Source organism: Streptomyces sp. NPDC003943 (assembly GCF_053605265.1).
In genome coordinates this window covers 22914-49833 of record NZ_JBSGIW010000062.1, presented here as the reverse complement: position 1 = coordinate 49833, position 26920 = coordinate 22914, and the positions used below count along the sequence as shown (strand labels likewise).

The following is a 26920-nucleotide window of genomic DNA, read 5'->3' as shown; positions in this document are numbered from 1 at the left end:
GTCGCCCTGGCCGGGCTGATCGGCGCCGGCCGCTCCGAACTCGCCCTCGCCCTCGCCGGGGACACCCCGATCCGCTCCGGCGGCCTTTCCGTGCTCCTGTGCGGGATCAATCCGGGTCTGATGACGGCCGCGACGGGCCACCACTTCGCCCGCCCCGGCAACCGCTTCTGGCCGGTGCTGCACCTGTCCGGCTTCACCCCGCGACAGCTGCGCCCCGCCGAGCAGGACGAGCTCCTGTCGTACGGCATCGGCATCACCAACGTGGTGGCGCGGCCGACCGCACGGGCGGACGAGCTGAGCGCCGAGGAGTACCGGGAGGGCGGTCGGATCCTCGCCGAGAAGGTGGCCCGGCTCGGCCCGACGTGGCTGGCGGTCGTCGGGGTCACCGCGTACCGCACGGCCTTCGGTGAGAAGCGCGCCGCGATCGGGCCGCAGGAGCGGACGATCGACGGGCCGCACGGCTCGACCCGGATCTGGGTGCTGCCCAATCCGAGCGGGCTGAACGCGCACTGGACGGCCGAGACGATGGCCGAGGAGTTCGCGCGGCTGCGGGAGGCGGCGGGGCTGCCGGACCGGCGTACGGTCTGATCACCGGGCGCGTCAGGGCGGGTCGACCGTGGTGACGACGGCGAGGAGCTGGAAGGGCAGCTCCTTGTCCCACTGGGAGACCCCGAGGCCGATCCATCGCCCGCGCGCCCGCCACAGGTGCAGGTCGGGTATGTGGTTGCTCAGGTCGTCCCACGGCTCGGGTATGTGCTCACCGGAGATGCTCCGCTGAGCCGTCGACCAGAGGCTGAAGACCTGCGGCGGGCCCCAGCGGGCGCCGAGCAGCGCGGACAGGCCGTCCCGCTCCGCTTCGTACTGCTCCTCGACGGCTAACCGGCGGGTGCCGTCGTCCTCCCAGAACTCCTCGCTCGTGGCGAGCGCGACGACGTGGTGACCGGGGCCGCTGTCGCGGAACCCGGAGCGCTCGGCGCGCTCCGGGAAGGCCCGGGCCACCAGCTCGTCGATCGCCGCGAGGTGCTGTGTCCTGTCCATGGAGCCAGTAAAGCGCGCCCCACTGACAGTTGGCGGTCCGTCAGCCGCCGTCGGCCGACGGGGCCGGGACCGGCCCGTGGGCGGCGCTCGCCGCCCCCTCGTCCATTGAGTAACATCCGGCCAAAGACGCGCACGAGCTGGGAGGACACACGGTGGGGCGGCTGACCGGCGGGGACCCGTCGCTGCTGCGGCGGATCAACTCCGCGGTGGTACTCCATGCGCTGCGGAGCTCCGACGCGCTCACGCTCACGGACCTGACCCGGATCACGGGTCTGTCCCGGCCGACGGTCGAGGGCGTGACCGAGGGCCTGATCGAGGGCGGTCTGGTCGTCGAGGCGGCGCCCGAGGAGGGCGAGACCCGGCGCCAGGGCCGGCCGGCGCGGAGGTTCCGGTTCCGTGCGGAGGCGGGGCATCTGCTCGGCGTCGAGATCGGTCCGCACCGGGTGGCCGCGCTGATCTCCGGCCTGGACGGGCGGATCATCGGCGCCGGTTCGCGCGAGGTCGCGGACACGGCCTCGGAGGACGAGCGGCTCGACCGGGTCCGCGCCGTGGTGGCCGACGTGCTGCGCAGGACCGGGGTGCCCCGGTCGAACCTGCGGGCGGTCGGCGTCGGCACGCCGGGCATCGTGGAGGCCGACGGAACGGTCCGCCTGGGCACGGCGCTGCCCGGCTGGACGGGTCTGGCGCTCGGCGAGCGGCTGCGCCGCTCCTTCCGCTGCCCGGTGATCGTGGAGAACGACGCCAACGCGGCGGCGGTCGCCGAGCACTGGAAGGGCGCGGCGACGGACTCCGACGACATCGTGTTCGTGCTGGCGGGGCTGAGCCCGGGCGCCGGTTCGCTGATCGGCGGGCGGCTGCACCGCGGTTACGGCGGGGCCGCCGGCGAGATCGGCGCGCTGCACCTGCTCGGCCGGGGCGTCACGCCGGAGCATCTGCTGTCGACGACGGACGAGCCGCTGCACCCGCTGGACGAGCAGGCGGTCGCGGAGGTCTTCGCGCTGGCCAGGCAGGGCGACGCGCGGGCCCAGGCGGCGGTGGAACGGTTCATCCAGCGTCTGGTGCACGACGTCGCCGCGCTGGTCCTGGCGCTCGATCCGGAGCTGGTGGTGGTCGGCGGCTGGGCGGCGGGCCTGGACGGTGTGCTGCAGCCGCTGCGCGAGGAGCTGGCCCGCTTCTGTCTGCGGCCGCCGCGGGTGGCGCTCTCCATGCTGGGCGAGGCGGCGGTGGCCACGGGCGCGCTGCGGCTCGCGCTCGACCACGTGGAGGAGCAGCTGTTCGCGGTCGACGGCACGGTGACGGCCCGCCGCTGAGGGAGTGTGACGTACGGGAACGGCCCCGGGCGTGAGTGCCCGGGGCCGTCGCCGTGTCTCGTATCAGCCAGGGAAGGGTCCCGGCCTCAGGAGGCCATGGCCAGGTCGCCGGAGTCGCCGAAGGTGAGCTTGCAGGTGTCCGCGCGGTAGGTCGCGACGGAGACCGCGGCGGTGCGGCCCTCCGACAGGTAGCGGGTGGTGACGACGAGGACCGGGGCGCCGGGCAGCCGGTCCAGTTCCCTGGCGTCGTCGGCGCGGGCGGAGCCGAGTTCGACGGAGCGGTCCTGGCCGTCGAGGCTGAGCCGCTGGAGTTCGCTCAGCACGGTGCGGGCGCGGGCCGGGCCGTCGGTCGTGTCGGCCGCGGCGAGGCCGGGCACCGACTCGGCGGGGACGTAGAGGAGTTCGGCGGCGACCGGCTGGCCCTCGGTGATGCGGAGCCGGCGCACGATGTGCACGCGCTCGCCGGACTCGATCTCGAGCAGCCGGGCGACGGCGGCGGGGGCCGTGTCGGTGCCCGCGTCCATGGACTGCCAGGTCTCCTCGCCGACGCCGGGCCAGGCGTGCTGGGTGGTGGAGACGTCGACGCCGACGCGCGGCGGGGCGACGGTGGTGCCGACGCCGCGGCGGCGCTGCAGGCGGCCCTCCAGCTCCAGCTGCTCCAGGGCCTGCCGGAGGGTGGCGCGGGCGACGCCGAAACGGGCGGCCAGTTCGCGCTCGTTGGGCAGGATCTCGCCGACCGCGAAGTCCGAGTCGAGGGCTTCGCCGATCACGGTCTTGAGGTGCCAGTACTTCGGCTCCGGCACCGTCTCCAGCTGCGTGGTCCCCACCCTCATCCTCCGCACATTCGCCGTGTCCCGCGGCGTTTTCCGCGCCCTTGTTTATTAAAGGTTCCTGCACTAACTCTGCGACGATAGGGCGCCGCCCACCCTTGGTCAAGACCAATCCTGCGTCGGGAGCCCCGGAATGTGACCGTCTGGTCTTGATCGTTCACAGGACGTTCGCGTCGTTGTGCGGTCTGCGTAGCAGAACGCCCCGCCTGGACCGTTTCGTACGGTTCCGGGCGGGGCGTTCGTTTCGCGACGCGGCGCGATCCGGCGCGATCCGCACTCAGTCGAGGACCAGGCCCCGGACCTTGTCGGGGTTGCGCAGGATGTAGACGCAGGCGACGAGTCCGTCGCGGACCTCGATCTGGAAGACGGCGTCGACCGTGCCGTCGACCAAGGTGACCAGCGCCGGGCCTCCGTTGACCTCCGCGAAGCGGAGGGAGGTGCCTTCCGCCGCGCCCTGGGCGACGGCGACCAGGAAGCGGCCGATCTTGTCGGCGGTCTCGATGATCCGCCGCGGGGTCTTGGCCTTGCCGCCGGCGTCGCCGACGAGCCGGGCGTCCGGTGCGAGCAGCGCGAGCAGCCCCTCCAGGTCGCCGCCCGAGGCGGCGGTGAGGAACCGTTCGGTGAGGTCGCGCCGCTGGACGGGATCCACGTCGTAGCGGGGCCGGCCCTCGTCGACGTGCTTGCGGGCACGGCCGGCCAGCTGGCGTACGGCGGCCTCGCTGCGGTCGAGGGTGGTGGCGATCTCGGCGAAGGGGAAGCCGAACGCCTCGCGCAGCACGAAGACGGCGCGTTCGAGCGGCGAGAGGGCCTCGAGGACGACGAGGAGGGCGAGTGAGACGGAGTCGGCGAGCAGGGCCCGCTCGGCGGTGTCGGGCACGGCGGGGCCGAAGTCGGTGACGATCGGCTCGGGCAGCCAGGGGCCGACGTAGGACTCGCGGCGGGACTGGGCCTGGCGGAGCCGGTCGATGGCGAGCCGGGTGGTGATCCGAACGAGGAAGGCGCGGGGTTCGCGGACCTCGCCGCGGTCCTCGGCGGACCAGCGCAGCCACGCCTCCTGCACCACGTCCTCGGCGTCGGCGGCGCGGCCGAGCATGCGGTAGGCGACGCCGATGAGCATCGGACGGTGGGCCTCGAACACGTCGGTCGGGTCGATGATCATCTCGCTCGGCACTCCCCCATCCCATCGGACGCACCCGCGCCTGTCCAGTTCGGGCAGAGTGGGTTGCCCGAGGTCTTGAACTCGACTCTACTCGCGGGTAATTCTTGCTGACGGGATGTCTCAGTAGGGTGACGGTACGACAGGGAGCAGCCATGTCCGCACAGATCTCGTTCGCCGTGGAGTCGCCCGCGGGGCCGCGCACGGTCACCGTCACGTACGAGCGGCGGGGCACCGGCGAACCGCTGCTGCTGCTCCACGGGATCGGGCACCACTGGCAGGCGTGGGAGCCGGTGCTCGACATCCTGGCGACCGAGCGCGACGTCGTCGCCGTCGACCTGCCGGGCTTCGGCGCCTCCCCGCCGCTGCCCGAACCGCTGGCGTACGACCTGACCACCGTGGTGCCGGTGCTCGGCGCGTTCTGCGCGGCCCTCGGGATCGACCGGCCGCACGTGGCGGGCAACTCGCTCGGCGGACTGCTCGCCCTGGCGCTCGGCCGGGAGAAGCTGGTGCGCTCGGTGACCGCGCTCTCGCCCGGCGGCTTCTGGTCGGAGGGCGAGCGGCGGTACGCGTTCACCACGCTGCGTGCCATGCGCGGCGCCGCGCTCGCGCTGCCCGTTCCACTGATCGAACGGCTCTCCCGCAGCGCGGCCGGCCGCACCGCCCTCACCAGCACCATCTACGCCCGCCCCGGCCGCCGTTCACCCGAGGCCGCGGTCGCCGAGACGCTGGCCCTGCGGCAGGCGAGCGGCTTCCACCAGACCCTCGCGGCCGGCCGGACCGCGCTGTTCACCGACGACGTCCCCGCCGTGCCCGTCACCGTCGCCTGGGGCAGCCGGGACCGGCTGCTGCTGCGCCGTCAGGGCGTCCGCGCCAAGCAGACCATCCCGGGCGCCCGGCTGGTCCGGCTGCCGGGCTGCGGTCATGTCCCCATGAACGACGACCCCGCCCTGGTGTCCCGGGTGATCCTCGACGGCAGCACCGTCTGACACCGCTTTCCGGCGGCCGAACAGGCCGGTGCCGACGGCCGCACCGGCTCCCACCAGGACGCTGCCGGCCGCCTGCGGCAGGCCGAAGGAGCCCTGGGACACGGCCGCCGCGGTCAGCGCGGCGGCCACCGGAATCGCGCCCGTATAGAGAGTCGCCCTCTCCATACCGATCCGCTGCGCGCCCATGTAGAAGAGGACGAAGCCGACGACGGTCGCGAGCACGGCCTGCCACACCAGCGCGCCCGTCTCGACGAGCGTCGGCACCCGCAGCGCGGCTGTCCCCTCGGCGAGGAGTCCGAGTGCCATCGCCTCCACGGCGGCCACCGCGCACACCACCGCGGTCAGCAGCTTCGGTCCGAGCGGCCGCAGCACCGGCACGGCCAGCACCGTGAACCCGACCTCGCCCGCGAGCGCGGCCAGCGACCAGCCGAGCCCCGCCGGATCCGTACGCCCCCAGCCCTGCACCACGAACGCGCCGACAGCGACCACGACCGCCCCGCACAACACCGCCCGGGTCGGCCTGCGCCCGTCCGTCAGCGGCACCAGGACGGCGACCACGACCGGCGCGCAGCCCACCAGGACGCCGGGCACGGCGGGTTCGGCGGTGCGCTCCGCGGCGAGGACGGCCAGATTGAAGCCGACCATGCCGACGCCCGCGAGCAGCCCGACACGGAGCCACTGACGGGTGGTGAGGGAGCGCAGCGGTGCGAGCGCGCCCCGGTGCCCGCCCGGCGCCGGCAGCAGGAGAAGGGGCAGCAGGAGCAGACCGGCGGCGGCGTAGCGCAGCGCCTGGCCGCCCGCGTACGGATAGGAGCCGAGCAGGCTGTTGGCGGTGAAGGAGGCGCCGACGAGAGCGTAGGCGACGGTCACGAGGAGTGCGCCGCGCAGGGTGTTCGTGTGCATGGTCCCGACGCTAGGAAGCGGCGCCATCCGTTTTAAGGTCCACTTCCATGACGTCATCGGGGACCACTTCAGCCGGTAACGGAAACCCGCAGCCGGCCTGGGAGCTGCTGCTGCCCGCCGTGGCGGCGCCGGCGCGGCAGCGGGGCCGGTCGCTGCAGGAGGCGCTGCGGGACGCGGTACGGACGGGCCGCCTCGCGCCCGGGACGCGGCTGCCGTCGAGCCGGGAGCTCGCCGCCGACCTCGGGGTGTCGCGGGGCCTGGTGACGGAGGCGTACGAGCAGTTGACCGCCGAGGGGTATCTGCGGGGCGAACGGGGGTCGGGCACCTGGGTCGGCGGAGCGGCGCGCGCGGCGGCGCCCGGCGTACGGGATCTGGCGCCGCGTGCGCCGGGCGCCGGCGTGCGGGTGGACTTCCGCCCCGGGACACCGGACCTTTCGCTCTTCCCGCGTTCCGCGTGGGGCGCCGCCCAGCGCGCGGTCCTGGCCGAACTCGCGCACCGGCAGCTCGGCTACCCGGATCCGCGCGGGCTGCCGGAGCTGCGGGGCGCGCTGGCCGCGCTGCTCGCGCGCCGGCGCGGGGTGGTGGCCGATCCCGAGCGTCTCGTGGTGTGTTCGGGCGTGGCGCAGGCGGCGACGCTGCTCGGCTTCGCGCTGCGGGCGCGCGGCCACCGCGCGGTGGGCGTCGAGGACCCGGGCAGCCCCGAGCACGGCAAGCTGTTCGCGGCGACCGGCCTGGACACCGTATGGCTGCCGGTCGACGGGGCGGGTCTGGTGCCGGGTCCGCTGGCCGCGTCCGGGGTGCGGGCGGTGGTGGTGACGCCGTCCCACCACTTCCCGTCCGGCATCGTCTACTCGGCACGGCGGCGGGCCGGACTGCTCGACTGGGCGCGGCAGGTGGACGGCTATGTCCTGGAGGACGACTACGACGGGGACTTCCGCTACGACCGGGCGCCGGTGGGCGCGCTGCAGGGGCTCGATCCGGAGCGGGTCGCGTACGCCGGCTCGGTCAGCAAGTCGCTCGCGCCGGGGCTGCGGCTGGGCTGGATGCTGCTGCCGGGCGAGCTGCTCGACGAGATCGCCGAACGCAAACGGACGATGGACCTCGGGAATCCGGCCCTCGACCAGGCGGTGCTCGCGCGTTTCGTGTCGGGCGGCGGATACGACCGGCAGTTGCGCCGCTGCCAGCGCGCCTACCGGGAGCGCCGGGACGCCCTGCTGGCGGCGCTCGAACGGCACTTCCCGGGCACGGAGGTGAGCGGCATCGCCGCGGGCCTGCACATCATCGCGCGGGTCCCGCCGGAGTACGGCCCGACCGAGCGTTTCCTCTCCCTGGCGCGTTCGGCGGGCGTGGCGCTGCGGCCGCTCGAGGAGTACGGCACGGAGCGGCCGGGCGACGGCGCGGTACGGCTGGTTCTCGGTTACGCGCATCTGCCGCCGGCGGAGATCGCGCGGGGGGTGGGTCTTGTGGCGGGGGCGTACGCGGCGGAGGAGCGCGGCTGAGGGCGCCGGGGCGGCGTTCAACGGGACGGCGTTCAACAGGGCCGCGTTCAACGGGGCGCAGTTTCTGGGCGGTTGTTCACACGGGGTTCGGCTGGGCGCCGTTCCCGGGCGTTAGGCATGGGGCGCGGCCCTCGGGGCCGTACTTCGTACGCGTGGCAGTCCCACGCCACAACGGTCCCGTTCCGCCCGCCCCTTGGAGGCGCTCGATGTCCCAGCCCGCATCCGGCCCGGCCCCCGCCCGTCGTACGGTCCTGCGCGGATCGCTCGCCGCCTCGGCGGCCGCCCTCACCGTCGGCGGCGGCGCGTTCGCGAGCCCGTCGTTCGCCCTGTCGGGGCGGCCCTCGGCGGCGTGGGGCGTGCAGACCGGGGACGTCACCGCGCACTCGGGTCTGGTGTGGGTCCGCGCGGACCGGCCGGCCCGGATGGTCGTGGAGACCTCGGCCGGCGAGTCGTTCCGCCGGGTGCGCCGCCACTACGGCCCGCTGCTCGGGCCCGGCACGGACTTCACCGGGACCACCGCGCTGCGCGGCCTGCCGCCCGGCGAGCAGATCCACTACCGGGTGACCCTGGCCGACCCGGACGACCCGCGGCGTACCGGCGAGCCGGTCGTCGGCACGTTCCGCACGGCGCCGGAGCGGCGCCGGGACGGGGTGCGGTTCCTCTGGTCGGGTGACATCGCGGGGCAGGGCTGGGGCATCAACCCGGACATCGGCGGCTTCCGGGCGTACGAGGAGATGCGCGGGCTCGACCCGGACTTCTTCCTGTGCAGCGGCGACACCATCTACGCGGACGGCGTCATACAGCCCAGCGTGACGCTGCCCGACGGCCGGATCTGGCGGAACCTCACCACGCCGGAGAAGTCGAAGGTCGCCGAGACCCTCGACGAGTACCGCGGCAACTTCCGCTACAACCTGCTCGACCACAACGTGCGCGCCTTCAACGCGCAGGTCCCGTCGATCGTGCAGTGGGACGACCACGAGGTCCGCAACAACTGGTATCCGGGCCAGATCCTGGACGACGCCCGCTACACCGAGAAGGACGTCGACGTCCTCGCGGCGCACGCCTCGCGCGCCTTCGCCGAGTACTTCCCGGTCTCCACGCTGCACGCGCGCGCGGGCGAGACCCGGTCGGAGGGCCGGGTGCACCGGGTGGTGCGCCGCGGTCCGCTGCTCGACGTGTTCGTGCTGGACATGCGCACGTACCGGAACGCCAACTCGCCGGACCGGCAGTCCGACGACACCGTCGGCATCCTGGGCGCGGCGCAGCTGGAGTGGCTGAAGCGGGAGCTGAGCCGGTCGCGCGCGGTGTGGAAGGTGATCGCGGCGGACCTGCCGCTCGGGCTCGTCGTCACCGACGGCGCCGTGAACTTCGAGGCGGTCGCGCAGGGCGACCCGGGCGCGCCGCTCGGCCGCGAGCTGCAGATCGCCAAGCTGCTGCGGTTCATCAAGCACCGGCGCATCACCGGCACGCTGTGGCTCACCGCGGACGTCCACCACACCTCGGCGCAGCACTACGCGCCGGAGCGCGCGGTCTTCCAGGACTTCGAGCCGTTCTGGGAGTTCGTGTCCGGTCCGCTGGCGGCCGGCGGCTTCCCGGCGAACAGGCTCGACGACACCTTCGGCCCGGAGCGGGTCTTCGTGCGGGCGCCCGAGCGGGCCAACCTGTCGCCGATGGAGAGCCCGCAGTACTTCGGCGAGGTGGACATCGACGGCGACAGCGGTGAACTGACGGTCCGGCTGCGTGCCGAGGGCGGGCTGGTGCTGTTCAGCAAGACGCTGCAGCCGGGGCGCGTGGGCCAGTAACGACCCTCGGATGCCTTCGAGTTGCCATGACTGCACTTACTTGCCATAGTGGAAAGTAATTGCAGTCAAGACGAGGGGGATCGTCATGTCCGAATACTCCGAAGCCGCCGAGGTGCTGGGCCGCACCGCCCGGATGGAGAGCTCTGCCCGACGCCAGGGCGGCGGCTGGTATCTGCGCTACCTGCTGGCCTTCGGCCTCGTACAGCTGTTCTTCGTGCCCACGGTGCTGCTGTGGCACGAACCGGCCGCGTTCGCGGTCACCATGGCGCTGTACGTCGCGATCGTCATCGCGCTGAGCGTGTACGCGTCGCGCCAGCCGGCGGTGCGGCGGCGCTTCGGGCTGCGGCACAGCCTCACGCTCAGCGCCTGGGCCGCCGTGTTCACGACCTCGATGGCACTGGGCACGTCGCTGCTGCGGGACAACGTGCCGTTCGCCGTGGCCGCCACGGCCGCCTGCGTGGCTCCCGTGGCCGTCGCTGCGCTCCTCGAACGGCGTGCGCGGGCATGAGCGAGACGACGCACAACCCGGGCGGCGACCGCCCGGGCGCGCATCCGCGGCACGACCTGGAGCCGCTGCTCACCTCGCCGGTGCGGCTCTCGGTCGTCGCGGCCCTCGCGCCGCTGGACAAGGCCGAGTTCGGTTTCGTGCGCGATCTGGTGGAGGTCACCGACTCGGCCCTGTCCAAGCAGGTCGCGGCCCTGGAGGAGGCCGGCCTCGTGTCCGTGGACAAGGGCCGGGTCGGCCGCCGGGCCCGGACCTGGCTGGCTCTGACGGAGCAGGGGCGCACGGTGTACCGGCGGCATCTCGACGCGCTGCGAGCCATCGCCGGCGCGTGAAAAGGGGGTTCCGGACCGGGTGCCCGACGGCGCCTCAAGTCCGGGCCCACACCTTCGTTTCCGCAGGCCAGAACCCATGCCAGGGCCGATTGTCAGTGCCGGGTCCTACGGTCGTTTGCATGACGCGATCCGTACAGGCGCTCGCCTACGCACGCCCGTCCGCCCTGGAGCCCGCGGGCTCCGGGCGGCTGCTCGGCCTGGAGACGGCCGGGGGTCTCACGCCGCGCGGCGCCGAGGCCCGTCCCCGGTTCTTCTCCGGATTCCTCACCTCGCCGCAGACGGCCGCGCGCGGTCTGCTGGCCGTCGCCGACGTGGCCGCGGCCCGATACCACCAGCGGATGAGACCGGGTTCGCTGGACCCGGTGGTGACGGGCAACGGCGACCGGCTGCGGTTCGAGTCGTTCTCGGGCTGCGGCGGGGTGTACGCACGGCTCGACGTGCTCAGCGCGGGCCTCGACGGTGCGGAGACCGGGCACGGGACGACGAACGTGGACGTCAACAACCCGCTGCGGGAGGCGCTGTCGCGGCTCACCGGAGACGATCCGCTGCATCTGCGTGTCGGGCCCGAGGAGTTGGCCGTGACCACGCTGGACGGCCCGGTGGTGGAGAAGAAGGTGCCGCTGCCCGACCGCTGGCTGCGCGGGTTCGCCGAGGCGCAGGTGTCGTCGGCCGGCTTCGATCTGCGGGCCGAGCTGTCGGGCGCGGAGGCGGTGCGGTTCCTGCGGTCGCTGCCGCGCTCGCAGGCCAGGGGCCGGGGCCCGCTGTGGGTGGTGCAGTCGGGGCGGACGCTGCGGCCGACGACCCGGCCGGTGGCGGGCGCTGTGTGCCTCGCGGGGCCGGACCGGCTGGTCGCCCTGGAGCGCGTGCTGCGGTTCGCGACCGCGCTGCGGGTGTACGGGCCGGTGCCGGACGGCCGGCCCGCGCCGAGCGCCTGGGAGGTGGCGCTGCCGGGGATGCGGCTCACCCTGACGCTCTCCCCCGACCCGGCGCGCGGCTTCTCCGGTGAGGGCGGTGTCCTGGAGGCGCTGGCCACCGAGGAGGCGGCGCAGGACGCGGAGCTGGTCTCGGTGCTGCTGGCCTGGGAGCCGCGGATCGACCTCGCCGACCTGGCAGCGCAGTCCGGCCTCACCGTGGACCGGGTGCGAGCGGCGCTGGTCCGGCTCGGCACGGCCGGGCGGGTGGGGTACGACGTGGCGGACGCGGCCTACTTCCACCGCGAGCTCCCGTACGACGCGGACCGCGCCGAGCGGCACAATCCGCGCCTGGTCGCGGCGCGGGCGCTGCTCGCGGAGGGCGCGGTGGCCCTGGAGGGCGAGCTCGCGTCGGTGGCGTCGGGGGAACGGCGGTATCAGGTACGGGAGTCGGCGGACGGCCGGCTGGGCTGTACGTGCGCGTGGTGGGCGGATTACCGGGGCCGGCGCGGCCCGTGCAAGCACGCGCTCGCGGTGCGGATGGCGCGGCGCGGGGTGAAGGTCGAGACGGCCGGGGCGGCCGTGGGGGGTGTGCGATGACGACGGAGACGACGACGGTGGCGGAGACGGCCACGGCGGAGCTGCTGGCCGCGGTGCGGGCGGGGCGGCACGCCGAGGTGCCGGGCCTGCTGGCGGAGCTGGACGCGGCGGCCAGGAAGGCCGTGCTTCCGGAGCTGAAGGAGCTCCGCAAGGAGGTGCGCGGCTGGGGCTGGGACCGGTGGAACGCTCAGGTGGAGGCGCAGCGCGCGCTGCGGGTGGCCGGGGCGGGCTGCCACACTGGCGCGGCCGCGGCCGCCGCCTGGATCGGCGCCCGGGATCTGACCGGCTGGGGCGAGCACACCATCGACGGCGTGCTCGCCGTGCTCGCCGACCGGGAGCCCGCGTGGCTCGCGGACCTGGCGCAGCGGCTGGCCGAGCGGCCGGCGGTCGCCGAGGACCAGTACCGCCTGGTGCACGCGCTGGTGGTCCGCTCGGGCTGTCCGGTGCCGACGAACGAGGGCTATCTGCTGGGCTGGACGCGGGCGATGGCCGGCCGGGGGCTGGTGGAGACGCTGCGCGCCGACCCGCAGACGCCGGTGCTCGTGCCGTACGTCCTGGAGCTCACCGAGACGCCCGGCCAGCTGGTGTGGTCGTACGGCGCCGAGTCGCCCGCGCACTGGCCGGGCGCCCTCAGGACGCTCGCAGACGAGGGCGTGCTGGACCGGGCCGGGCTGGTCGACGGCTGCCTGTCCCGGCTGCTCCGCGGCGGGCGGCCCCGCGATCTGCGCTTCCCGCTGGCCCTGCTCGAGCTCCTCGGGACGACGGACGAGCAGCGCCGCGGGCGGGTCCCGGACTGGCTCGGCATGGTGGCGGACGCGCCGTCGCCGGTGGCCGCGTACGCGCAGAAGGTCCTCGCGGAGCTGGCCCTGGACGGCGGGCTCACGGTGGCGGAGCTGGCGGAGATGTCCGGTGCGGTGCTGTTCCGCACGGAGAAGAAGCTGGTGCGGGCGCAGTTGACGCTGCTCGGCAAGGTGCTGCGGCGCGAGCCGGGCGCGGCGGCGGAGCTGCTGCCGGTGGTCACGGACGCGTTCGGGCACGAGGACACGGTGATCCAGGAGCGGGCGCTGGCCCTGGTGGGGCGGCATCTGGCGCGGGTCGACGATCAGGTGCGCGTGGAACTGGCGGGTGCGGCCGCGCTGTTGAGCCCGGTGCACCGGGCGGCGGCGGTGGAGCTGTTCGGGGTCGCCGCGTCGGCCGACGAGCCGCCGTACGAGGAGGTGCTGCCGCCGGTGCCGGAGCTGCGCCCGCTGCCGCCGGCTGCGGGGACGGTCGCCGAGCTGGTGGAGGAGCTGGTGGCCCTGGAGCGGCGCCAGTACGAGTCCCTCGAGGACTTCGAGCGGGCGCTCGACGGTGTCGTGCGGCATGCGCACCGGGACCGGCGGGCGCTGACGGCGGCGGTGCGGGAGGCGTTCCCGGGGGCGTACTGGCTGGACCGCGGGGATCACACCTCGAACGGTTCGCAGGGCATCCTGACCGTGCTCGCGGCGCTGCTCGGCACGGTGCGGCCGGGGCAGCTCGACGCCGCCCGCCGACGCCCCTCGGGTGCGCCGTCCTGCGCGCACAAGGCGCTGACGCGGGCGATCGACGCCCGGATGTGGGAGGCGGGCTGGCTGATGGTCACGACGCCGGTGCCGTTCCTGCTGGCCACACCGACCTGGCACACCGGGGCGATCGATCCGCTGGTGCTCGTGGCGCGGCTGCGGGAGTACCGGGACGCCGGAGTGGAGCCGATGCCGGTGGATCTGGCGCAGGCGCTGCTGCGGGTGCGGAAGGGCGACCCGTCGGCGGCCGCGGCGGCCTCGGAGGCGGCGGCGCTCGGCACCCGGGCCGGTGCGCGGCTCGCGGACTGGCTGACGGCGGACGAGTCGCTCGCGCCCGGACTGCGTTTCCTGACCCGGGGCGGGGACCACCGGTCGGGGCGGTGGTGGCTGGCGGACCGGCTGGTGCTCGCGGTGCGGGAGCGGCGGGCGGTACGGGAGGAGTTCCCGCCCGCGTTCGCGTGGCTGGGCGCGTCGCCGACGGAGATCGCGCGCGGGTGCAGCCACTACCACTGGTCCGGGCTGCGTCCGCTGTGGCCGGGGGTGCTGCCGGACGACCGGGAGACGCTCGCGGCCTGGCTGCTGCCGTCGCTGTTCGGCGGGGCCGAGTGGGAGGAGCGGGACGTGGCCTGGGGGCTCACGGCGCTGGCCGAGGCGGACGGGCCGGTCGGCCCCGCCGTCCATCTCGCGCTCGCCGTCGGACTCGGCTGCCGGCACGCGGAGGACCGGCTGACGGCCGTGGACGCGCTGCTCGTGCTGGCGTCCCGGGGCGAGCTGGACCCGGCCCTTCTCGGGGCGCGGCTCGCGGAGCTGGTCGCCGAGGGGACGGTGAAGCCGAACCGGCTGGCGGACGCGGCCCGTACGGCGGCGGCGACCGGCGCGTACGCGACGGTGCGGGCGGTGCTGGTGGAGCTGCTGCCGTCGCTGCTCACCGCGCCGAAGCCGGTGCGCGGGGCCGGGGAACTGGTGGCCGTCGCGGCGGAGTGCGTCGAGCGGTGTGGCGGCGGGTCCGGCGGTACGGTGACGGTCTCGGGGCTCGCGGAGACGGCGGCGCGGCCGGGGTCCACGCAGCTGGTGGTGCAGGCGCGACGGCTGCTGGCAGGTCTCGCACAGGGTGTCGATCAGTCGACGGCACAAGCGGTCGAAATCGGTCACTAAGTGCCCAGATCGGCGATTAACCCATCAGTCACAAAGCGTTCGTGATCACGCAACACCGCTGGGTCACAGTGACCTCATGACCGATCTGAAGACCGTCCAGAACGCCCGCCGCAGCCACCACTGGCGGCACGACGTCATCGAGCTCGCCGCGATGTTCACCGCCGTGGTGGTGGCCGACTCGATCGCCAAGACCATCGCCAAGGGCCCCGACGGCCCGTACCTGCTGGTGTTCTCGGCGATCGCGCTGGTCGCCACCGCCGCCTTCCACACCTGGTGGGCGCGGCGCACCTCCCCGCTGCCCTTCGTCGTCCGGTCCCGTCGGTCAGCCGTCCCCGAGCGCCAGCCTGACGCCGAAGCCGACGAGCACCGTGCCGGTGACCGCGTCGACGGCCCGCCGCACCGAGCCGCGGTCCAGCCACCGGCGGACGAGCCCGGTGCCGAAGATCAGCGCGCCGAACCAGACCAGCCCCTCCAGGTCGTGCACGGCCGCCAGCACGACACCCATCAGCAGGTGCGGGGCACCGCTGGGGATGAACTGGGGCAGCATCGCCATGTAGAAGACGCCGTTCTTCGGGTTCAGCAGGCTGGTGCCGAGCCCGCGCGCCCAGCACCGTGCCCACGTCGCCTCCGCGGTCGGGGCTCCCGTTCCGTCCGCCGCGTCCCCTGACACGACCCGGCCGCGCTCCTTGAGCGTCCTGCGGAGCATGCCGAACCCCAGCCACGCGAGATACCCGGCACCGGCCACGCGCAGCACGTCGTACAGCAGACGGGACGCCGTGAGCACCGCCGAGGCGCCGACCGCGGCCGCCACGCCCCACACGAGCACTCCGCTGAGGATCCCCAGCGCCGTCGCGAAGGCCCGGCGCCGGCCCAGGGTGATGGCGGAGCGCAGCACCAGAGCGGTGTCCAGGCCCGGCATGACGGTCATCATGCCCGCCACCACGGCGAAGGAGGCGATCGCAGAGGAAATGGTCATGCGGCCATCCTGAAGCGGTCGCCGCGATCACGTCCAACGAGGTTTGCTGCACTGCGCATCAGCAGATCCGATACCGCTGCCCGCGACGACCGGGACCCGCTTCGCGACAGGCACTAGCCCCGGGGGAACACCTCGAAGGCCACCGCCGGGCGGTCGCCGAAGCGGGCGGCGGCGCGCGAGGTGGACTCGGTGACGAAGGCGCGGACGTAGTCCTCGGGCGACTGGTCGGTGAGGGCCTCGATGTAGGCGCGGTGGGCGAGCAGGGAGCGGACGGCGCGGTCGAGGCCGGGGCGGGCGTCGACGGCGTGGGTGGGAGTGGTGGAACCGGCGACGGCGACCCAGCGGACGCCGTTCCAGGGTTCGAGGCCCTGCTCGACGAGCTCGGGGAAGATCCAGCGGTTGCCCGCGTCCGCCGCCGCGTCGAGGGTGGCGCGGCCGACGGCGCGGTGGTCGGGGGTGTTCCAGAAGCCGCCGGGGCCCGGGCCCCAGGTGTCGCGGTGGTTGAGGGTGATGACGAGTTCGGGCCGGTGGCGGCGGATCGCGGCGGCGATGTCGCGGCGCAGGCCGAGGTCGTACTCGATCATGCCGTCCTCGTGGTCGAGGAACTCGACGGTCGTCACGCCCACCACCGCCGCGCTGTCCCGCTGCTCCCGCTCGCGCACCGGGCCGCAGACCGCCGGGGCGAGGGAGTCGATGCCCGCCTCGCCGCGGGTGGCGAGGACGTAGCCGACCTCCTTGCCCGCGTCCGTCCAGCCGGCGACGGCGGCGGCGCAGCCGTACTCCAGGTCGTCGGGGTGGGCGACGACGGCCAGGGCGCGCTGCCAGTCGGTGGGCATCTCTTCGAGTTGCGTGTCGCTCATGCGCGCAGGATACGGGGCGGAGCGCCGCCCAACCCCCTGGCGCCGCACGCCCGTTCAGCGGGTGACCGGATTCAGCTCCGGATTCAGCTCCGGATTCAGCGGGTGCCGGCGAGGATCACCGAACGGGTGAGGTTGCGCGGCCGGTCGGGGTTGAGGCCGCGGCGGCCGGCCAGTGCGACCGCGAGGCGCTGGGCCCGGACGAGCGCGGCGACCGGGTCGACGGCGTCGGCGACGAACTGGGCGCCGGTGGCGTCGACCTCGTCGGTGAGGCCGGGCGGCACGGGGCCGAAGCACCACACCAGGCTGCCGGGGTCGCTGATGCTGATGGGCCCGTGCCGGTACTCCATCGCCGGGTACGACTCCGTCCAGGCGCGGGCCGCCTCGCGGAGCTTGAGCGCGGCCTCGTCGGCGAGGCCGACGGTCCAGCCGGTGCCGAGGAAGGTGAACTGGCCCTGCCGCTCCCAGGCGGCGGGCAGCGGCTCGTACAGGGCGAGTTCGGCGTCCGCGATCGCCGGGCCGAGGTCGACGCCGAGCCCGGCGCGCAGGAACTGGAGCGCGGTCGTGGCGAACCGGGTCTGGACGACGGAACGTTCGTCGGCGAAGGACAGGTCGAGGACGGTGTCGGCGTGCTGCCCGGCCGGGCTGTCCGGGACGCCGGTGAGGGCGAGGGTCGGGATCCGTCCCGAGGCCCGGGCGAGCAGCGCAGCGACCTCGGTGGTGGTGCCGGAGCGGGTGAGCGCGACGATCCGGTCGTAGCCACGGCCGAGCGGGGTCGGGTCGGAGGCCGGGAAGGCGTCGGTCTCGCCTGCGCCCAGGGACTCGCGCAGGGCGGCGTAGGCGCGAGCCATGAAGTACGAGGTGCCGCAGCCGACGACGGCGATCCGCTCGCCCGTACGGGGCAGCAGCCCGTCCCGCTCGACGGCCAGTTCGGCGGCGCGCCGCCAGCAGTCGGGCTGGCTGGCGATCTCGGTGTCGACGTGGGTGGTCATGTCCGTCCTCTCTCGGCGCGGTGAGCCGTCCCCCGGTCGCGCAGAGGGCTCGGACGGATTTCTATCCCGCGCGGAGGAAACGGACCATGAGCAATCAGTGAGCACCGCTTGGACTTTTGTTCGTGCGTCAGGCGCTTCCGGCGCGGATGAGCCGGGGACTCTCCCCGTGCGGGTGAGCCGGGGCCTCTCCCCGTGCGGGTGGGTTCAGACCTCGTCGCGCACGAGGGCGAGCAGCCGGTCCAGGACCCGCGGCCCGCCGGCCCGTACGCCGTCGTGCTCGAACTCGTCCGTCACCCAGGTGCGCAGACCCCGGATCGCCCGCGCGGTCTCCAGGGAGTGGGCGGTGTCCACGTACATGTCGTCGTGGTAGACGGCGGCGGCGACCGGGACCTCGTTGGCGGCGAGCCGCGCCGGGTCGTACAGCGGGGTCCAGTCGGTACGCGCCGCGAGGTCCTCGGCGGTCTCGCGCAGCGGGCGCAGGGCCGGGTCGGTGGCGAAGTGCCAGGGGTGGACGGTCTCGCCGGTGAAGAGGACCGGCCCGGCGCCGTCGAGCGCCTTCGCCGCGTCGAACTCGGGGAACTCGGCCCGTACCCGCTCGGCCGCCCAGTCGGTGGGGCCGTGGCCGCGGGTGGCGCCCTGGGCGTAGATGGCCTCGTGGAGGACGGCGTAGAGCGGGTGTCCGGCGTAGGAGAGCTCGGCCCGGACGCCTTCGAGGAAGGCGTCGGAGAGGGCGGGTCCGGCCGGGGTGGGGACGAAGGCGTCCTCCAGGAGCAGGTGGAGCTGGTGGGTGCCGGAGCCGGAGCCGAGGAGGATGCCGAGCGACTGGAACGCCTCGGGGGTGAGCAGGCCGCCGCCGGGCAGGGTGACCTCCTGCTCGTGGAGGTGGGCGGCGATCCGCCGGACCCGCTCGACGTCGTCGGGGTAGCGGGCGTAGTGGGCCGCGTTCTTGCGCTGGATACGTGGGTACGCGGCCCGGTAGACCTCGTCGGCGCTCGCGTGGAGCGAGGGCAGGCCGCCGGTGACGAGGACGGCGGCGAGGCCCTCGGGGGCGGTGGAGAGGTAGTTCGTGGCGCAGAAGCCGCCGAAGCTCTGGCCGAGGACGGTCCAGGGGGCGCCGCCGGTCAGCTCGCGGCGGACCAGCTCGCAGTCCTTGACGACGGAGTCGGCGCGGAAGTGGGCCAGGTAGGCGGCCTGTTCGCGCGGGGTGCCGCGCAGCGGCAGGGTCTGCCGGTTGGCGGGGGTGGAGCGGCCGGTGCCGCGCTGGTCGAGGAGGAGGACCCGGAACTCGCGGACGGCCCGGCCGAGCCACGCCTGGGGCCCGATGAAGCGTCGGGCGCCGAAGCCGGGCCCGCCCTCCAGGTACAGCAGCCACGGCAGGCCCGCCCGGTGCGCCGCCTTCTCGCTCGCGACGACCTCGCGCCCGTACAGCTCGATGGTCTCGCCGCCGGGGCGGGCGTGGTCGAGGGGGACGGTGAAGCGGTGGTCCGTGAGGACGAGCCCGGGCTGACGGTAGGTGGACACGCTGGACTCGCTGGACACGCTGACTGCTCCTGTTCGTGACGCCCCCGCCGGGACAGTGGATCATACGGCGGGGGCGTGTGGGCGGGCAGGGCTCAGCGCTGCGTGACCGCCAGGACGTTCTGCGCGGGGTCGGTGAACCAGGCGATGGCCTGCGGGCCCCGGGTGTCCCGGACGATGCCCTTGGCGTCGGACTCGAAGCCGGGGTAGCGCTGGAACTCGACGCCCTTGGCGGTCAGCGCGTCGACGGTCGCGTCGATGTCGTCGACCTGGAAGTTGAGGATGGTGAAGCTCGCCGGGGTGTGCTCGTCGCCCTTCGGGTAGACGAAGATCCTCGCCCCGCCGGCGAGGGTGAGGAAAAGGACCTGCATGTCGTGGTCCGACTCCTCCGTCACCTGGAGGCCCAGGGTCCCGCCGTAGAAGAGGCGGGCGGAGTCGATGTCGTCGACCGAGAAGCTGCTGAATGCGGTGGTGCTGCCGAACACGCGCGGTTCTCCCTTCGCTGGAACGTCCGCTGTTGTCCGCTGACGTCCTCTCAGGGCACACCACGCTCCGCGCACCCGGCCGCGCCCGCCACGCGGACACGGCCGGATGGTCGTGCGCCTGTCACCCGGGGGTGAAGGGCGCGCCGGTGCTCAGGGAGCGATCGGGAGGCGGCGCTTGTGGTCGGTCATCCGGTAGCGGCGCACGATCGACGCGAAGGCGTCCTCGCCGACCGGCTTGCCCTCCAGGAAGTCGTCGATCTGGTCGTACGTCACGCCGAGCGCGTCCTCGTCGGGCTTGCCCGGGTCGAGGGTCTCCAGGTCGGCGGTCGGGGTCTTCCACACCAGCTCGGCGGGGGCGCCCAGCTCGGCGGCGACGGCGCGGACCCGGCGCTTGGTGAGGCCGGTCAGCGGGACGAGGTCGGCGGCGCCGTCGCCGTGCTTGGTGAAGAAGCCGGAGACGGCCTCGGCGGCGTGGTCGGTGCCGACGACGAGGCCGTCGTGGGCGCCGGCGACCGCGTACTGGGCGATCATCCGCTGCCGGGCCTTGATGTTGCCGTGCACGAAGTCCTGGTGGTGGGCGTCGCGGAAGGTGACGCCGGCGACGCGGGCGGCGTCGAGGGCGGCGTCGCTGGCGGGCTTCACGTCCACGGTGAGGACGTGGTCGGCCTGGATGAAGCCGAGCGCGAGCTGGGCGTCGCGCTCGTCGGCCTGCACGCCGTAGGGCAGCCGCATCGCGTAGAAGGTGGCGTCGTGACCGGCGGCGCGGGCCCGCTCGACGGCGAGCTGGCAGAGCCGGCCGGCGGTGGTGGAGTCGACACCGCCGCTGATGCCGAGGACCAGGCTGCGCAGGCCGCTGCCGGTGAGGCGCTCGGTGAGGAAGGCGACCCGGCGCTCGATCTCCTCGCGCGGGTCGAAGGTCTCGGAGACCTCGAGCTCCCGGGCGATCTGCTGCTGCAGGGCGGTGGTCTCCGCGTCGGTCACGCATGCTCCTCGGTCGTGCGGTGCTTGGCCCTCGGGTACGGGCGGGCCACCGTCGACTCTATCCGGCCGGACCGGCGATCCGGCCCTCAGGTGAGGCAGAGCACCTCTACCCGCTGGACCAGGTTGTTGCCGAAGCCGCCGCGGTTCCAGGGGGCGGTGAGCGGCTGGCTGTGGCCGGCGGCGTCGGTGGCGCGGACGGTCAGGACGTGCGTGCCGGGGCGCGCGGCCCAGGTGGTGTGCCAGGCGGCCCAGGCCCAGGGGCGGGCCGGGTCGGCGGTGACCTCGGCGTCGGTCCAGCTCCGCTCGCCGTCGGTGCTGAGCTCGACCCGGGTGACGGGGGCGTGGCCGGACCAGGCGCGGCCGGTGAGCGGTACGGGGCCGGGGCGGACGACGCGGGTGCGGGACATGAAGTCGGGGAAGCCGGGCGGGATCATCAGGGCGCGGGGCGCGATGACGTCGACGGGCTCGCCGGGGTCGTCCGGGCGCTGCCGGTAGCGGTAGGCGACCGCCTGCTGGAAGCCGGCGAAGGGGGTGTCGGTGACGGTGATGTCGCGCAGCCACTTCACGGACGCCATGCCGTACCAGCCGGGCACGACGAGGCGCAGTGGGCATCCGTGCTGCGGCGGCAGCGGGGCGCCGTTCATGGCGTACGCGACGAGCACGCCGCGCGCGGGGTCGGCGGCCATGTCCAGCGGCAGGCTGCGCCGGTAGTCCTGTTCGGTGCCGCGTTCGACCCCGTGGTCGGCGCCGGTGAACACCGCCTCGACGGCGCCGTCGCCTACGCCCGCCTCGGCGAGCAGCCCGGCCAGCGGGACACCGGTCCAGTCGGCGGTGCCGACGGCCTCGACGAGCCATGGCTGGCTCACCGGCCGCGGGTCGAGCCGGGCCCGGCCGTTGCCCGCGCACTCCAGGGTGACCCGGTGCGTGACGGCGGGCCGCGCGCGGAGCGCGGCCGCGTCGAGGCTGAGCGGCCGGTCCACCCGCCCGCCGACGGTGAGCCGCCACCCTTCGGCCTCGGCGGGATCGACGCACGGGATGTCGTAGTGGACCAGGACGTAGTGCAGACCGGGCGGCGTGGTGTCGTAGCGCAGCGCTTCCAGGGGCAGCCCGTGATTACGCGCGGCAAGCGCCAGCTCGGCGCTGCTGACGCCCTCACCGGCGCCGGCGAGGCGACCGGGGGCGCTGACGTCGCCGAGTCCGGGAGTGCCGTCCATGCCTTCATGGTGCGCCGCGCAGGCCGGTGCGGCATCCGGCCGAGCCGGCAACGGCACGGACGACGAGGGCGGGGCGGGGCCCAGGCCGGGCGGGAGGGGGTGGGGCCGGGCGGGATCCCCAGGCCCCGGCCGCCGAGGCGGCGGACGGAGATCGGTGATCGTCTGGCGACTCGGCGCGCCGCAGGCATACGGCCAGGCGGTGGCGCCGGGTCGCCCGGCCCGGACGGTGGCGCGCCGGTCGGTCGGTTGCCGTTTGCCGTACCTGGCCCGGGGCGGGACCGGCCCGCGGCTTCGGCGGCGGCGGTACGGCCTCGGCCTGCCCGGCCGCTCAGTGGGCCGTGACCTCGATCGAGTGCCAGCCCGTCGCTCCGTCCGGCATCGTGTCGGCTCGCTGCTCGGTCTGGACGGCGCCGGTACCGTCGGTGGCCCGGACGGTGAGGGTGTGCTTGCCGGGGGTGGGGGGCCATCGGTAGACCCACTGGCGCCAGGTGTCGCTACTGTCCTCGGCGCCGAGTTCGGCGTCCTGCCAGGGGCCGTCGTCGACCCGTACCTGGACCCGTGAGATCCCCCGGTGCTGGGCCCAGGCGACGCCGGCGACGGCGACCGGGGCGGGCCCGGCGGTGACCTTGGAGAAGGCCTTCGGGGTGTCGATGCGGGACTCGGTCTTGACCGGGGCCTGCGCGGCCCAGCCGCGCGGCACCCAGTAGGCGTCGTAGGCCGCGAAGGTGGTCAGCTCGATGGACGTGATCCACTTGCAGGCGGAGACGTAGCCGTACAGGCCGGGGACGACCATGCGGACGGGGAAGCCGTGCGCGAAGGGCAGCGGTTCGCCGTTCATGCCGAAGGCGAGCAGGGCGTCCCGGCCGTCCATGACGGTCTCGACGGGGCTGCCGATGGTCATGCCGTCGGCGGAGCGGGCGACGATCTGGTCGGCCGGGCCGCCCCGGGACGGCGGGCGGACCCCGCATTCGCGCAGCAGGTCGGCGAGGCGGACGCCGAGCCAGCGGGCGTTGCCGACGAGGGAACCGCCGACCTCGTTGGAGACGCAGGCGAGGGTGACGTCGCGCTCGACCACCTCGCGGCGCATCAGCTCGGCCAGGGTGAAGACGCGTTCGCGGGGCACGCCCATGCCGTGGACGCGCAGCCGCCAGTTCGTGGCGTCGAGGCGCGGGACGACGAGGGCGGTGTCGACCCGGTAGAAGTCGTCGTTGGGGGTGACGAAGGGGCTGATGCCGTCGACGGGGAGCTGCGCGCCGCGCGGTACGGCCGGTGCGGGCGAGGCGGGCCGGGGCAGCCGCAGCGCGTCGCGGGACGCGCCGGCGTTCTCGGAGCGGGTGGCGCCCACGCCGCGGGCGAGCAGCAGGGTTCCGGTGGCACCGGCCACGACGCCGGCGCCGGCGAGTAGAAAACCGCGCCGGTCCGGGGTCGTGGCGGCGGGGCGCGGGGCGGTGAGCCGCCGGGTGAGCAGGTACAGGACGGCGGCGCAGGCGGCCGCTCCGACGAGCGAGGGCAGCGCGTCGGCGGCGGACGTGGAGTCGGGGCGGGTCACGGCGGCGAGCATGCCGACCAGGCCGAGGGCGGCCACCACGAGGGCGGCGGCGGGCAGGCTGCGCAGGGCGAGCAGGCCGACGAGGGCGGCGAGGACGGCGAGCAGCGCCATGATGCCGGCCTCCAGGACCGTCTTGTCGTTCTCGCCGAAGGTGCGGATGGCCCATTCCTTGACACCGGTCGGGCTGCGGTCGACGACCCAGTCGCCGACGGCGGCGATGGGCCCGGCCTCGGGCCGGACGAGGACGGCGACGAGCGCGGCGACGGCGAGCCCGCCGTAGCCGGAAGCGAGGCCGCCCAGCGCGGCGAGCAGTCGGTCCGTGAGGGTGCGGCCCGTGGGCGGCGCGGGGCGCGCCGGGGGCGGGGGCGGTGTGGGGCGGGCCGGGGGCGGGGCGCTCATGCTCTTGATTCTCGGCACGGCAGGCCGCGGATCTGAGCATTCCGCTCAGGGGCGGTCGCGTCACGGGCGGGCATCTCACGCGCCGTGCCCTCGCCCGCCCTCGCCTCATCCGCCGTCGCCTCGCGCGCCGTCGCCTCGCCCGCCCTCGCCTCACCCGCGGTCGCCATCGCCCGCCGGTGGGTGCTCGCCAGGTGCCGCCAGTTCCTGCACCGCGTCCACGCCGACGACCGCGCCCGTCGACTTGCGGCCGCGCCGCAGCCGGCCCTCCAGCCAGGAGGCGAAGCTGGTGAGGGCGAAGTTGAGGATGATGAAGACGACGGCGACGACGGTGAAGGAGGCGATGGTGTTGGCGCCGTAGTTGGCGCTCATGGGGCGCACGGACGCGAGGAGTTCGGAGAAGCCGAGCATCGCGCCGCCGAGCGCGGTGTCCTTGACGATGACGACGAGCTGGCTGACGAGCGCGGGCAGCATGGCGGTCACGGACTGCGGAAGCAGCACGTACGTCATGGTCTGGCCCTTGCGCATGCCGATGGCCTTGGCCGCGTCGGTCTGCCCGGCCGGCAGTGCGAGGATGCCGGCCCGGACCACCTCGGCGAGGACGGACGAGTTGTAGAGGACGAGGCCGGTGACGACGGCGTACAGCGGCCGGTTGTCCGGGCTGACGTCGGTGAACTGGGCGTACGCCGCGTTGGCGAACAGCATCAGGATGAGGACCGGGATGGCGCGGAAGAACTCCACGACCACGCCGGCCGCCCACCGCACCCAGCCGTGGTCGGAGAGCCGGGCGATGCCGAAGAGCGCGCCGAGCGGCAGCGCGATGACCATGGAGAGCGCGGCGGCGATCACGGTGTTCTTCAGCGCCGGCAGGATGAAGGTGGTCCAGGTCTGCGAGTCGGTGAAGAAGGGCGACCACTTGGCCCAGTCGAGCTGGTTCTTGTCGGCGAGGCTCACCACCACCCACCAGACGACGGCGGCGAGGGCGACGAGGAAGAGCAGGGTGAGCAGGAGGTTCCGGCGCCGGGCGGCCGGCCCGGGGACGTCGTACAGGACGGAGGCTTCGCGCTTCACCGTTTCACCGCCACCTTCTTGGCGACCCAGCCGAGGAACAGCCCGGTCGGCAGCGTCAGACAGATGAAGCCGAACGCGAAGATGGCGGAGATGAGGATGATCTGGGCCTCGTTCTCGATCATCTCCCGCATCAGCAGGGCGGCCTCGGCGACGCCGATGGCGGCGGCGACGGTGGTGTTCTTGGTGAGCGCGATGAGCACGTTGGTGAGCGGGCCGACGACGGACCGGAACGCCTGGGGCAGCACGATCAGCCGCAGGGTCTGGGTGAAGTTCAGGCCGATGGCGCGGGCGGCCTCGACCTGCCCGAGGGGCACGGTGTTGATGCCGGAGCGCAGCGCCTCGCAGACGAACGCCGAAGTGTAGGCGGTGAGTCCGAGGACGGCGAGCCGGAAGTTGATGACGTCGAAGTCCGTGGCGCCGAGGCTGACGCCCAGGGTCTGGAAGAGGCCGAGGGAGGTGAAGACGATGATGACGGTGAGCGGGATGTTGCGGACGATGTTGATGTACGCGGTGCCGAAGCCCCGCATGAGGGGGACGGGGCTGACCCGCATGGCGGCCAGCAGCGTCCCCCACACCAGGGAGCCGATCGCTGAGTAGAAGGTCAGCCGGATCGTGGTCCAGAAGGCTCCCAGCAGGTCATAGCCTTGGAGGAAGTCGAACACGACGGCCCTCTCAGCTGACGACCACGCCGATCTTCGGCGCGGGCTCGTTCTTGTAACCGGCCGGGCCGAAGTTCTTGTTCACGGCGGCCTGCCAGGATCCGTCGGCGACCATCTTCTCCAGGGCCGCGTTGATCTTGGCCTTGAGCTCGCTGCCCTTCTGGACGCCGATGCCGTAGTTCTCGTTGCTCAGCTTGAAGCCGGCGAGCTTGAACTTGCCCTTGAACTGGGGCTGCGAGGCATAGCCGGCGAGGATCGAGTCGTCGGTGGTGAGCGCGTCGATGACACCGTTCTGCAGGCCGGTGAGGCACTCGGAGTAGCCGCCGTACTCCTGGAGCTGCGCGTTCGGGGCGATCTTCGTCTTGACGTTCTGCGCGGAGGTCGAGCCGGTGACCGAGCAGAGCTTCTTGTTGTTCAGGTCGGACGGTTTGGTGATGGAGTTGTCGTTCGCCCTGATCAGCACGTCCTGGTGGGCGAGCAGATAGGGACCGGCGAAGTCGACCTTCGCCTCGCGCTTGGGGGTGATCGAGTACGAGGCGACGACGTAGTCCACGTCACCGCGCTGCAGCAGCGTCTCGCGGTCCGCGCTCTTCGCCTCCTTCCACTCGATGTTCTTGGGGTCGTAGCCGAGCTGTTTGGCGACGTACGTGGCGACGTCGACGTCGAAGCCGGTGTAGGCGCCGCTCGGGGTCTTGAGCCCGATGCCCGGCTGGTCGAACTTGATGCCGACGGTGACCTTCTTGTTGTCGCCGCCTCCGCCGTTGTTGTTGTCGCTGCTGCACGCGGCGCCCGTGAAGGAGAGTACGACGGCCGCGGCCACGGCCAGGGTCAGCCTTCGGGTGGCGCGCGGGGGGTTGATCGGGTTCATGGTCCTACCCATCAGTGCTTGAGGATCTTCGACAGGAAGTCCTTGGCGCGCTCGCTGCGCGGGTTGCTGAAGAACTCGTCCGGGGTGGCCTGTTCGACGATCCGGCCGTCCGCCATGAACACCACGCGGTTGGCCGCCGAACGCGCGAAACCCATCTCGTGCGTCACGACGACCATCGTCATGCCGTCCCTGGCCAGCTGCTGCATCACCTCCAGGACCTCGTTGATCATCTCCGGGTCCAGCGCCGAGGTCGGCTCGTCGAAGAGCATCACCTTCGGCTCCATGGCGAGCGCGCGGGCGATCGCCACCCGCTGCTGCTGGCCGCCGGAGAGCTGTGCCGGGTACTTGGCCGCCTGGGTCTCGACGCCCACCCGCTGCAGGAGCGTGCGGGCGCGCTGCTCGGCCTTCTTGCGGTCCGTCTTGCGGACCTTGATCTGGCCGAGGGTGACGTTGTCGAGCACGGTCTTGTGCGCGAAGAGGTTGAAGGACTGGAACACCATGCCGACGTCGGCGCGGAGCGCCGCCAGTGCGCGGCCCTCGGCCGGAAGTGGCTTCCCGTCGACGGTGATGGTGCCCGAGTCGATCGTCTCCAGGCGGTTGATGGCACGGCAGAGTGTGGACTTGCCGGACCCCGAGGGCCCGATGACCACCACGACCTCCCCGCGGTGCACGGTGAGGTCGATGGACTGGAGCACATGGAGCGGGCCGAAGTGCTTGTCGACGTCTTTCAGTACGACGAGTTCGTCCCCGCCGTCCGGGACGGGCATGACTCCCTCCTGGGTC

At 73.8% G+C, this 26920-nt stretch carries 24 protein-coding genes and 1 pseudogene; 10 read left to right on the top strand and 15 right to left on the bottom strand.

All coding sequences use genetic code 11. The annotated features are described in order from the left end of the window. The first annotated feature begins 69 nt into the window (after nucleotides 1-69). Nucleotides 70-588 (top strand): G/U mismatch-specific DNA glycosylase, encoded by a 519-nt coding sequence (gene mug, locus ACWEV0_RS24120; RefSeq protein ID WP_453151503.1) that lies wholly within the window; start codon nucleotides 70-72, stop codon nucleotides 586-588. 12 nt (nucleotides 589-600) lie between these two features. On the opposite strand, the gene ACWEV0_RS24115 is transcribed toward mug, so the two are convergent. Continuing rightward, complete coding sequence (locus ACWEV0_RS24115; protein WP_453151498.1) at nucleotides 601-1038, bottom strand: hypothetical protein; 438 nt, start codon at nucleotides 1036-1038, stop codon at nucleotides 601-603. A 152-nt stretch (nucleotides 1039-1190) separates the two neighbouring features. On the opposite strand from ACWEV0_RS24115, the gene ACWEV0_RS24110 reads away from it, so the two are divergent. Beyond that, nucleotides 1191-2348, top strand: a complete 1158-nt coding sequence (locus ACWEV0_RS24110; RefSeq protein WP_453151497.1) for an ROK family transcriptional regulator — start codon at nucleotides 1191-1193, stop codon at nucleotides 2346-2348. A gap of 86 nt (nucleotides 2349-2434) precedes the next feature. Here the strand turns inward: ACWEV0_RS24110 and ACWEV0_RS24105 are convergent, their stop codons facing one another. Further along, nucleotides 2435-3175 (bottom strand): GntR family transcriptional regulator, encoded by a 741-nt coding sequence (locus ACWEV0_RS24105; RefSeq protein WP_453151496.1) that lies wholly within the window; start codon nucleotides 3173-3175, stop codon nucleotides 2435-2437. A gap of 280 nt (nucleotides 3176-3455) precedes the next feature. Next, nucleotides 3456-4337: an RNA polymerase sigma factor SigJ gene (gene sigJ, locus ACWEV0_RS24100; RefSeq protein ID WP_453151495.1), complete on the bottom strand. Its 882-nt coding sequence runs from the start codon at nucleotides 4335-4337 to the stop codon at nucleotides 3456-3458. A gap of 152 nt (nucleotides 4338-4489) precedes the next feature. Here sigJ and ACWEV0_RS24095 point away from each other — a divergent pair, with 152 nt between their 5' ends. The 8 genes and pseudogenes from ACWEV0_RS24095 to ACWEV0_RS24060 form a co-directional block, all read left to right on the top strand. Beyond that, nucleotides 4490-5323 (top strand): alpha/beta fold hydrolase, encoded by an 834-nt coding sequence (locus ACWEV0_RS24095; RefSeq protein ID WP_453151494.1) that lies wholly within the window; start codon nucleotides 4490-4492, stop codon nucleotides 5321-5323. A 950-nt stretch (nucleotides 5324-6273) separates the two neighbouring features. Beyond that, on the top strand, nucleotides 6274-7725 hold the full coding sequence (gene pdxR / locus ACWEV0_RS24090; RefSeq protein ID WP_453151493.1) for a MocR-like pyridoxine biosynthesis transcription factor PdxR: 1452 nt from the start codon (nucleotides 6274-6276) through the stop codon (nucleotides 7723-7725). Nucleotides 7726-7931: 206 nt separating this feature from the next. Next, entirely contained in the window at nucleotides 7932-9527 is a 1596-nt protein-coding gene (locus ACWEV0_RS24085) for an alkaline phosphatase D family protein (protein WP_453151492.1), read from the top strand. A gap of 85 nt (nucleotides 9528-9612) precedes the next feature. Then, the gene (locus ACWEV0_RS24080) at nucleotides 9613-10035 is read left to right on the top strand and encodes a hypothetical protein (protein WP_453151491.1); all 423 of its coding nucleotides are present in this window, start codon (nucleotides 9613-9615) and stop codon (nucleotides 10033-10035) included. Next, a complete protein-coding gene (locus ACWEV0_RS24075; RefSeq protein WP_453151490.1) occupies nucleotides 10032-10364 on the top strand; it encodes a winged helix-turn-helix domain-containing protein in 333 nt (110 codons plus the stop codon). Before ACWEV0_RS24080 ends, ACWEV0_RS24075 begins: the two co-directional genes overlap by 4 nt. A gap of 119 nt (nucleotides 10365-10483) precedes the next feature. After that, on the top strand, nucleotides 10484-11875 hold the full coding sequence (locus ACWEV0_RS24070; RefSeq protein ID WP_453151489.1) for an SWIM zinc finger family protein: 1392 nt from the start codon (nucleotides 10484-10486) through the stop codon (nucleotides 11873-11875). After that, on the top strand, nucleotides 11872-14571 hold the full coding sequence (locus ACWEV0_RS24065; protein WP_453151488.1) for a DUF7824 domain-containing protein: 2700 nt from the start codon (nucleotides 11872-11874) through the stop codon (nucleotides 14569-14571). Before ACWEV0_RS24070 ends, ACWEV0_RS24065 begins: the two co-directional genes overlap by 4 nt. A 76-nt stretch (nucleotides 14572-14647) precedes the next feature. Further along, a pseudogene (locus ACWEV0_RS24060) lies at nucleotides 14648-14872 on the top strand (GNAT family N-acetyltransferase); the annotation flags it as partial. Nucleotides 14873-14893: 21 nt separating this feature from the next. Here the strand turns inward: ACWEV0_RS24060 and ACWEV0_RS24055 are convergent. The 12 genes from ACWEV0_RS24055 to ACWEV0_RS24000 form a co-directional block, all read right to left on the bottom strand. After that, on the bottom strand, nucleotides 14894-15547 hold the full coding sequence (locus ACWEV0_RS24055) for a LysE family translocator (protein ID WP_453151487.1): 654 nt from the start codon (nucleotides 15545-15547) through the stop codon (nucleotides 14894-14896). A 113-nt stretch (nucleotides 15548-15660) separates the two neighbouring features. Further along, a complete protein-coding gene (locus ACWEV0_RS24050; protein WP_453151486.1) occupies nucleotides 15661-16407 on the bottom strand; it encodes a PIG-L deacetylase family protein in 747 nt (248 codons plus the stop codon). A gap of 95 nt (nucleotides 16408-16502) precedes the next feature. Then, nucleotides 16503-17396 carry an SIS domain-containing protein gene (locus ACWEV0_RS24045; RefSeq protein WP_453151485.1) on the bottom strand — a complete coding sequence of 298 codons (894 nt, stop codon included), beginning with the start codon at nucleotides 17394-17396 and terminating at the stop codon, nucleotides 16503-16505. A 204-nt stretch (nucleotides 17397-17600) separates the two neighbouring features. Beyond that, nucleotides 17601-18917, bottom strand: coding sequence for an alpha/beta fold hydrolase (locus ACWEV0_RS24040; protein ID WP_453151502.1), 1317 nt, complete (start codon nucleotides 18915-18917; stop codon nucleotides 17601-17603). 92 nt (nucleotides 18918-19009) lie between these two features. Continuing rightward, nucleotides 19010-19399, bottom strand: a complete 390-nt coding sequence (locus ACWEV0_RS24035) for a VOC family protein (RefSeq protein ID WP_453151483.1) — start codon at nucleotides 19397-19399, stop codon at nucleotides 19010-19012. 150 nt (nucleotides 19400-19549) lie between these two features. Continuing rightward, nucleotides 19550-20380, bottom strand: a complete 831-nt coding sequence (gene nadE, locus ACWEV0_RS24030) for an ammonia-dependent NAD(+) synthetase (RefSeq protein ID WP_453151482.1) — start codon at nucleotides 20378-20380, stop codon at nucleotides 19550-19552. Between the two features lie 86 nt (nucleotides 20381-20466). After that, a complete protein-coding gene (locus ACWEV0_RS24025; RefSeq protein WP_453151481.1) occupies nucleotides 20467-21594 on the bottom strand; it encodes a sulfite oxidase in 1128 nt (375 codons plus the stop codon). 328 nt (nucleotides 21595-21922) lie between these two features. Continuing rightward, a complete protein-coding gene (locus tag ACWEV0_RS24020) occupies nucleotides 21923-23542 on the bottom strand; it encodes a molybdopterin-dependent oxidoreductase (RefSeq protein ID WP_453151480.1) in 1620 nt (539 codons plus the stop codon). A gap of 150 nt (nucleotides 23543-23692) precedes the next feature. After that, complete coding sequence (locus ACWEV0_RS24015) at nucleotides 23693-24610, bottom strand: amino acid ABC transporter permease (RefSeq protein ID WP_453151479.1); 918 nt, start codon at nucleotides 24608-24610, stop codon at nucleotides 23693-23695. Beyond that, nucleotides 24607-25272: an amino acid ABC transporter permease gene (locus tag ACWEV0_RS24010; protein WP_453151478.1), complete on the bottom strand. Its 666-nt coding sequence runs from the start codon at nucleotides 25270-25272 to the stop codon at nucleotides 24607-24609. Before ACWEV0_RS24010 ends, ACWEV0_RS24015 begins: the two co-directional genes overlap by 4 nt. Nucleotides 25273-25282: 10 nt before the next feature. Beyond that, nucleotides 25283-26137 (bottom strand): glutamate ABC transporter substrate-binding protein, encoded by an 855-nt coding sequence (locus ACWEV0_RS24005; protein ID WP_453151477.1) that lies wholly within the window; start codon nucleotides 26135-26137, stop codon nucleotides 25283-25285. Nucleotides 26138-26148: 11 nt separating this feature from the next. Continuing rightward, complete coding sequence (locus tag ACWEV0_RS24000) at nucleotides 26149-26904, bottom strand: amino acid ABC transporter ATP-binding protein (protein WP_453151476.1); 756 nt, start codon at nucleotides 26902-26904, stop codon at nucleotides 26149-26151. Nucleotides 26905-26920: the final 16 nt, after the last annotated feature.

What these genes read in the sequence shown, in the direction of transcription:
- ACWEV0_RS24115 (WP_453151498.1), bottom strand. Translation starts at nt 1,038, where the DNA reads ATGGACAGGACACAGCACCTCGCGGCGATCGACGAGCTGGTGGCCCGG.
- sigJ (WP_453151495.1), bottom strand. Translation starts at nt 4,337, where the DNA reads ATGATCATCGACCCGACCGACGTGTTCGAGGCCCACCGTCCGATGCTC.
- ACWEV0_RS24095 (WP_453151494.1), top strand. Translation starts at nt 4,490, where the DNA reads ATGTCCGCACAGATCTCGTTCGCCGTGGAGTCGCCCGCGGGGCCGCGC.
- pdxR (WP_453151493.1), top strand. Translation starts at nt 6,274, where the DNA reads ATGACGTCATCGGGGACCACTTCAGCCGGTAACGGAAACCCGCAGCCG.
- ACWEV0_RS24085 (WP_453151492.1), top strand. Translation starts at nt 7,932, where the DNA reads ATGTCCCAGCCCGCATCCGGCCCGGCCCCCGCCCGTCGTACGGTCCTG.
- ACWEV0_RS24080 (WP_453151491.1), top strand. Translation starts at nt 9,613, where the DNA reads ATGTCCGAATACTCCGAAGCCGCCGAGGTGCTGGGCCGCACCGCCCGG.
- ACWEV0_RS24075 (WP_453151490.1), top strand. Translation starts at nt 10,032, where the DNA reads ATGAGCGAGACGACGCACAACCCGGGCGGCGACCGCCCGGGCGCGCAT.
- ACWEV0_RS24070 (WP_453151489.1), top strand. Translation starts at nt 10,484, where the DNA reads ATGACGCGATCCGTACAGGCGCTCGCCTACGCACGCCCGTCCGCCCTG.
- ACWEV0_RS24065 (WP_453151488.1), top strand. Translation starts at nt 11,872, where the DNA reads ATGACGACGGAGACGACGACGGTGGCGGAGACGGCCACGGCGGAGCTG.
- ACWEV0_RS24055 (WP_453151487.1), bottom strand. Translation starts at nt 15,547, where the DNA reads ATGACCATTTCCTCTGCGATCGCCTCCTTCGCCGTGGTGGCGGGCATG.
- ACWEV0_RS24050 (WP_453151486.1), bottom strand. Translation starts at nt 16,407, where the DNA reads ATGAGCGACACGCAACTCGAAGAGATGCCCACCGACTGGCAGCGCGCC.
- ACWEV0_RS24045 (WP_453151485.1), bottom strand. Translation starts at nt 17,396, where the DNA reads ATGACCACCCACGTCGACACCGAGATCGCCAGCCAGCCCGACTGCTGG.
- ACWEV0_RS24025 (WP_453151481.1), bottom strand. Translation starts at nt 21,594, where the DNA reads ATGGACGGCACTCCCGGACTCGGCGACGTCAGCGCCCCCGGTCGCCTC.
- ACWEV0_RS24020 (WP_453151480.1), bottom strand. Translation starts at nt 23,542, where the DNA reads ATGAGCGCCCCGCCCCCGGCCCGCCCCACACCGCCCCCGCCCCCGGCG.
- ACWEV0_RS24005 (WP_453151477.1), bottom strand. Translation starts at nt 26,137, where the DNA reads ATGAACCCGATCAACCCCCCGCGCGCCACCCGAAGGCTGACCCTGGCC.
- ACWEV0_RS24000 (WP_453151476.1), bottom strand. Translation starts at nt 26,904, where the DNA reads ATGCCCGTCCCGGACGGCGGGGACGAACTCGTCGTACTGAAAGACGTC.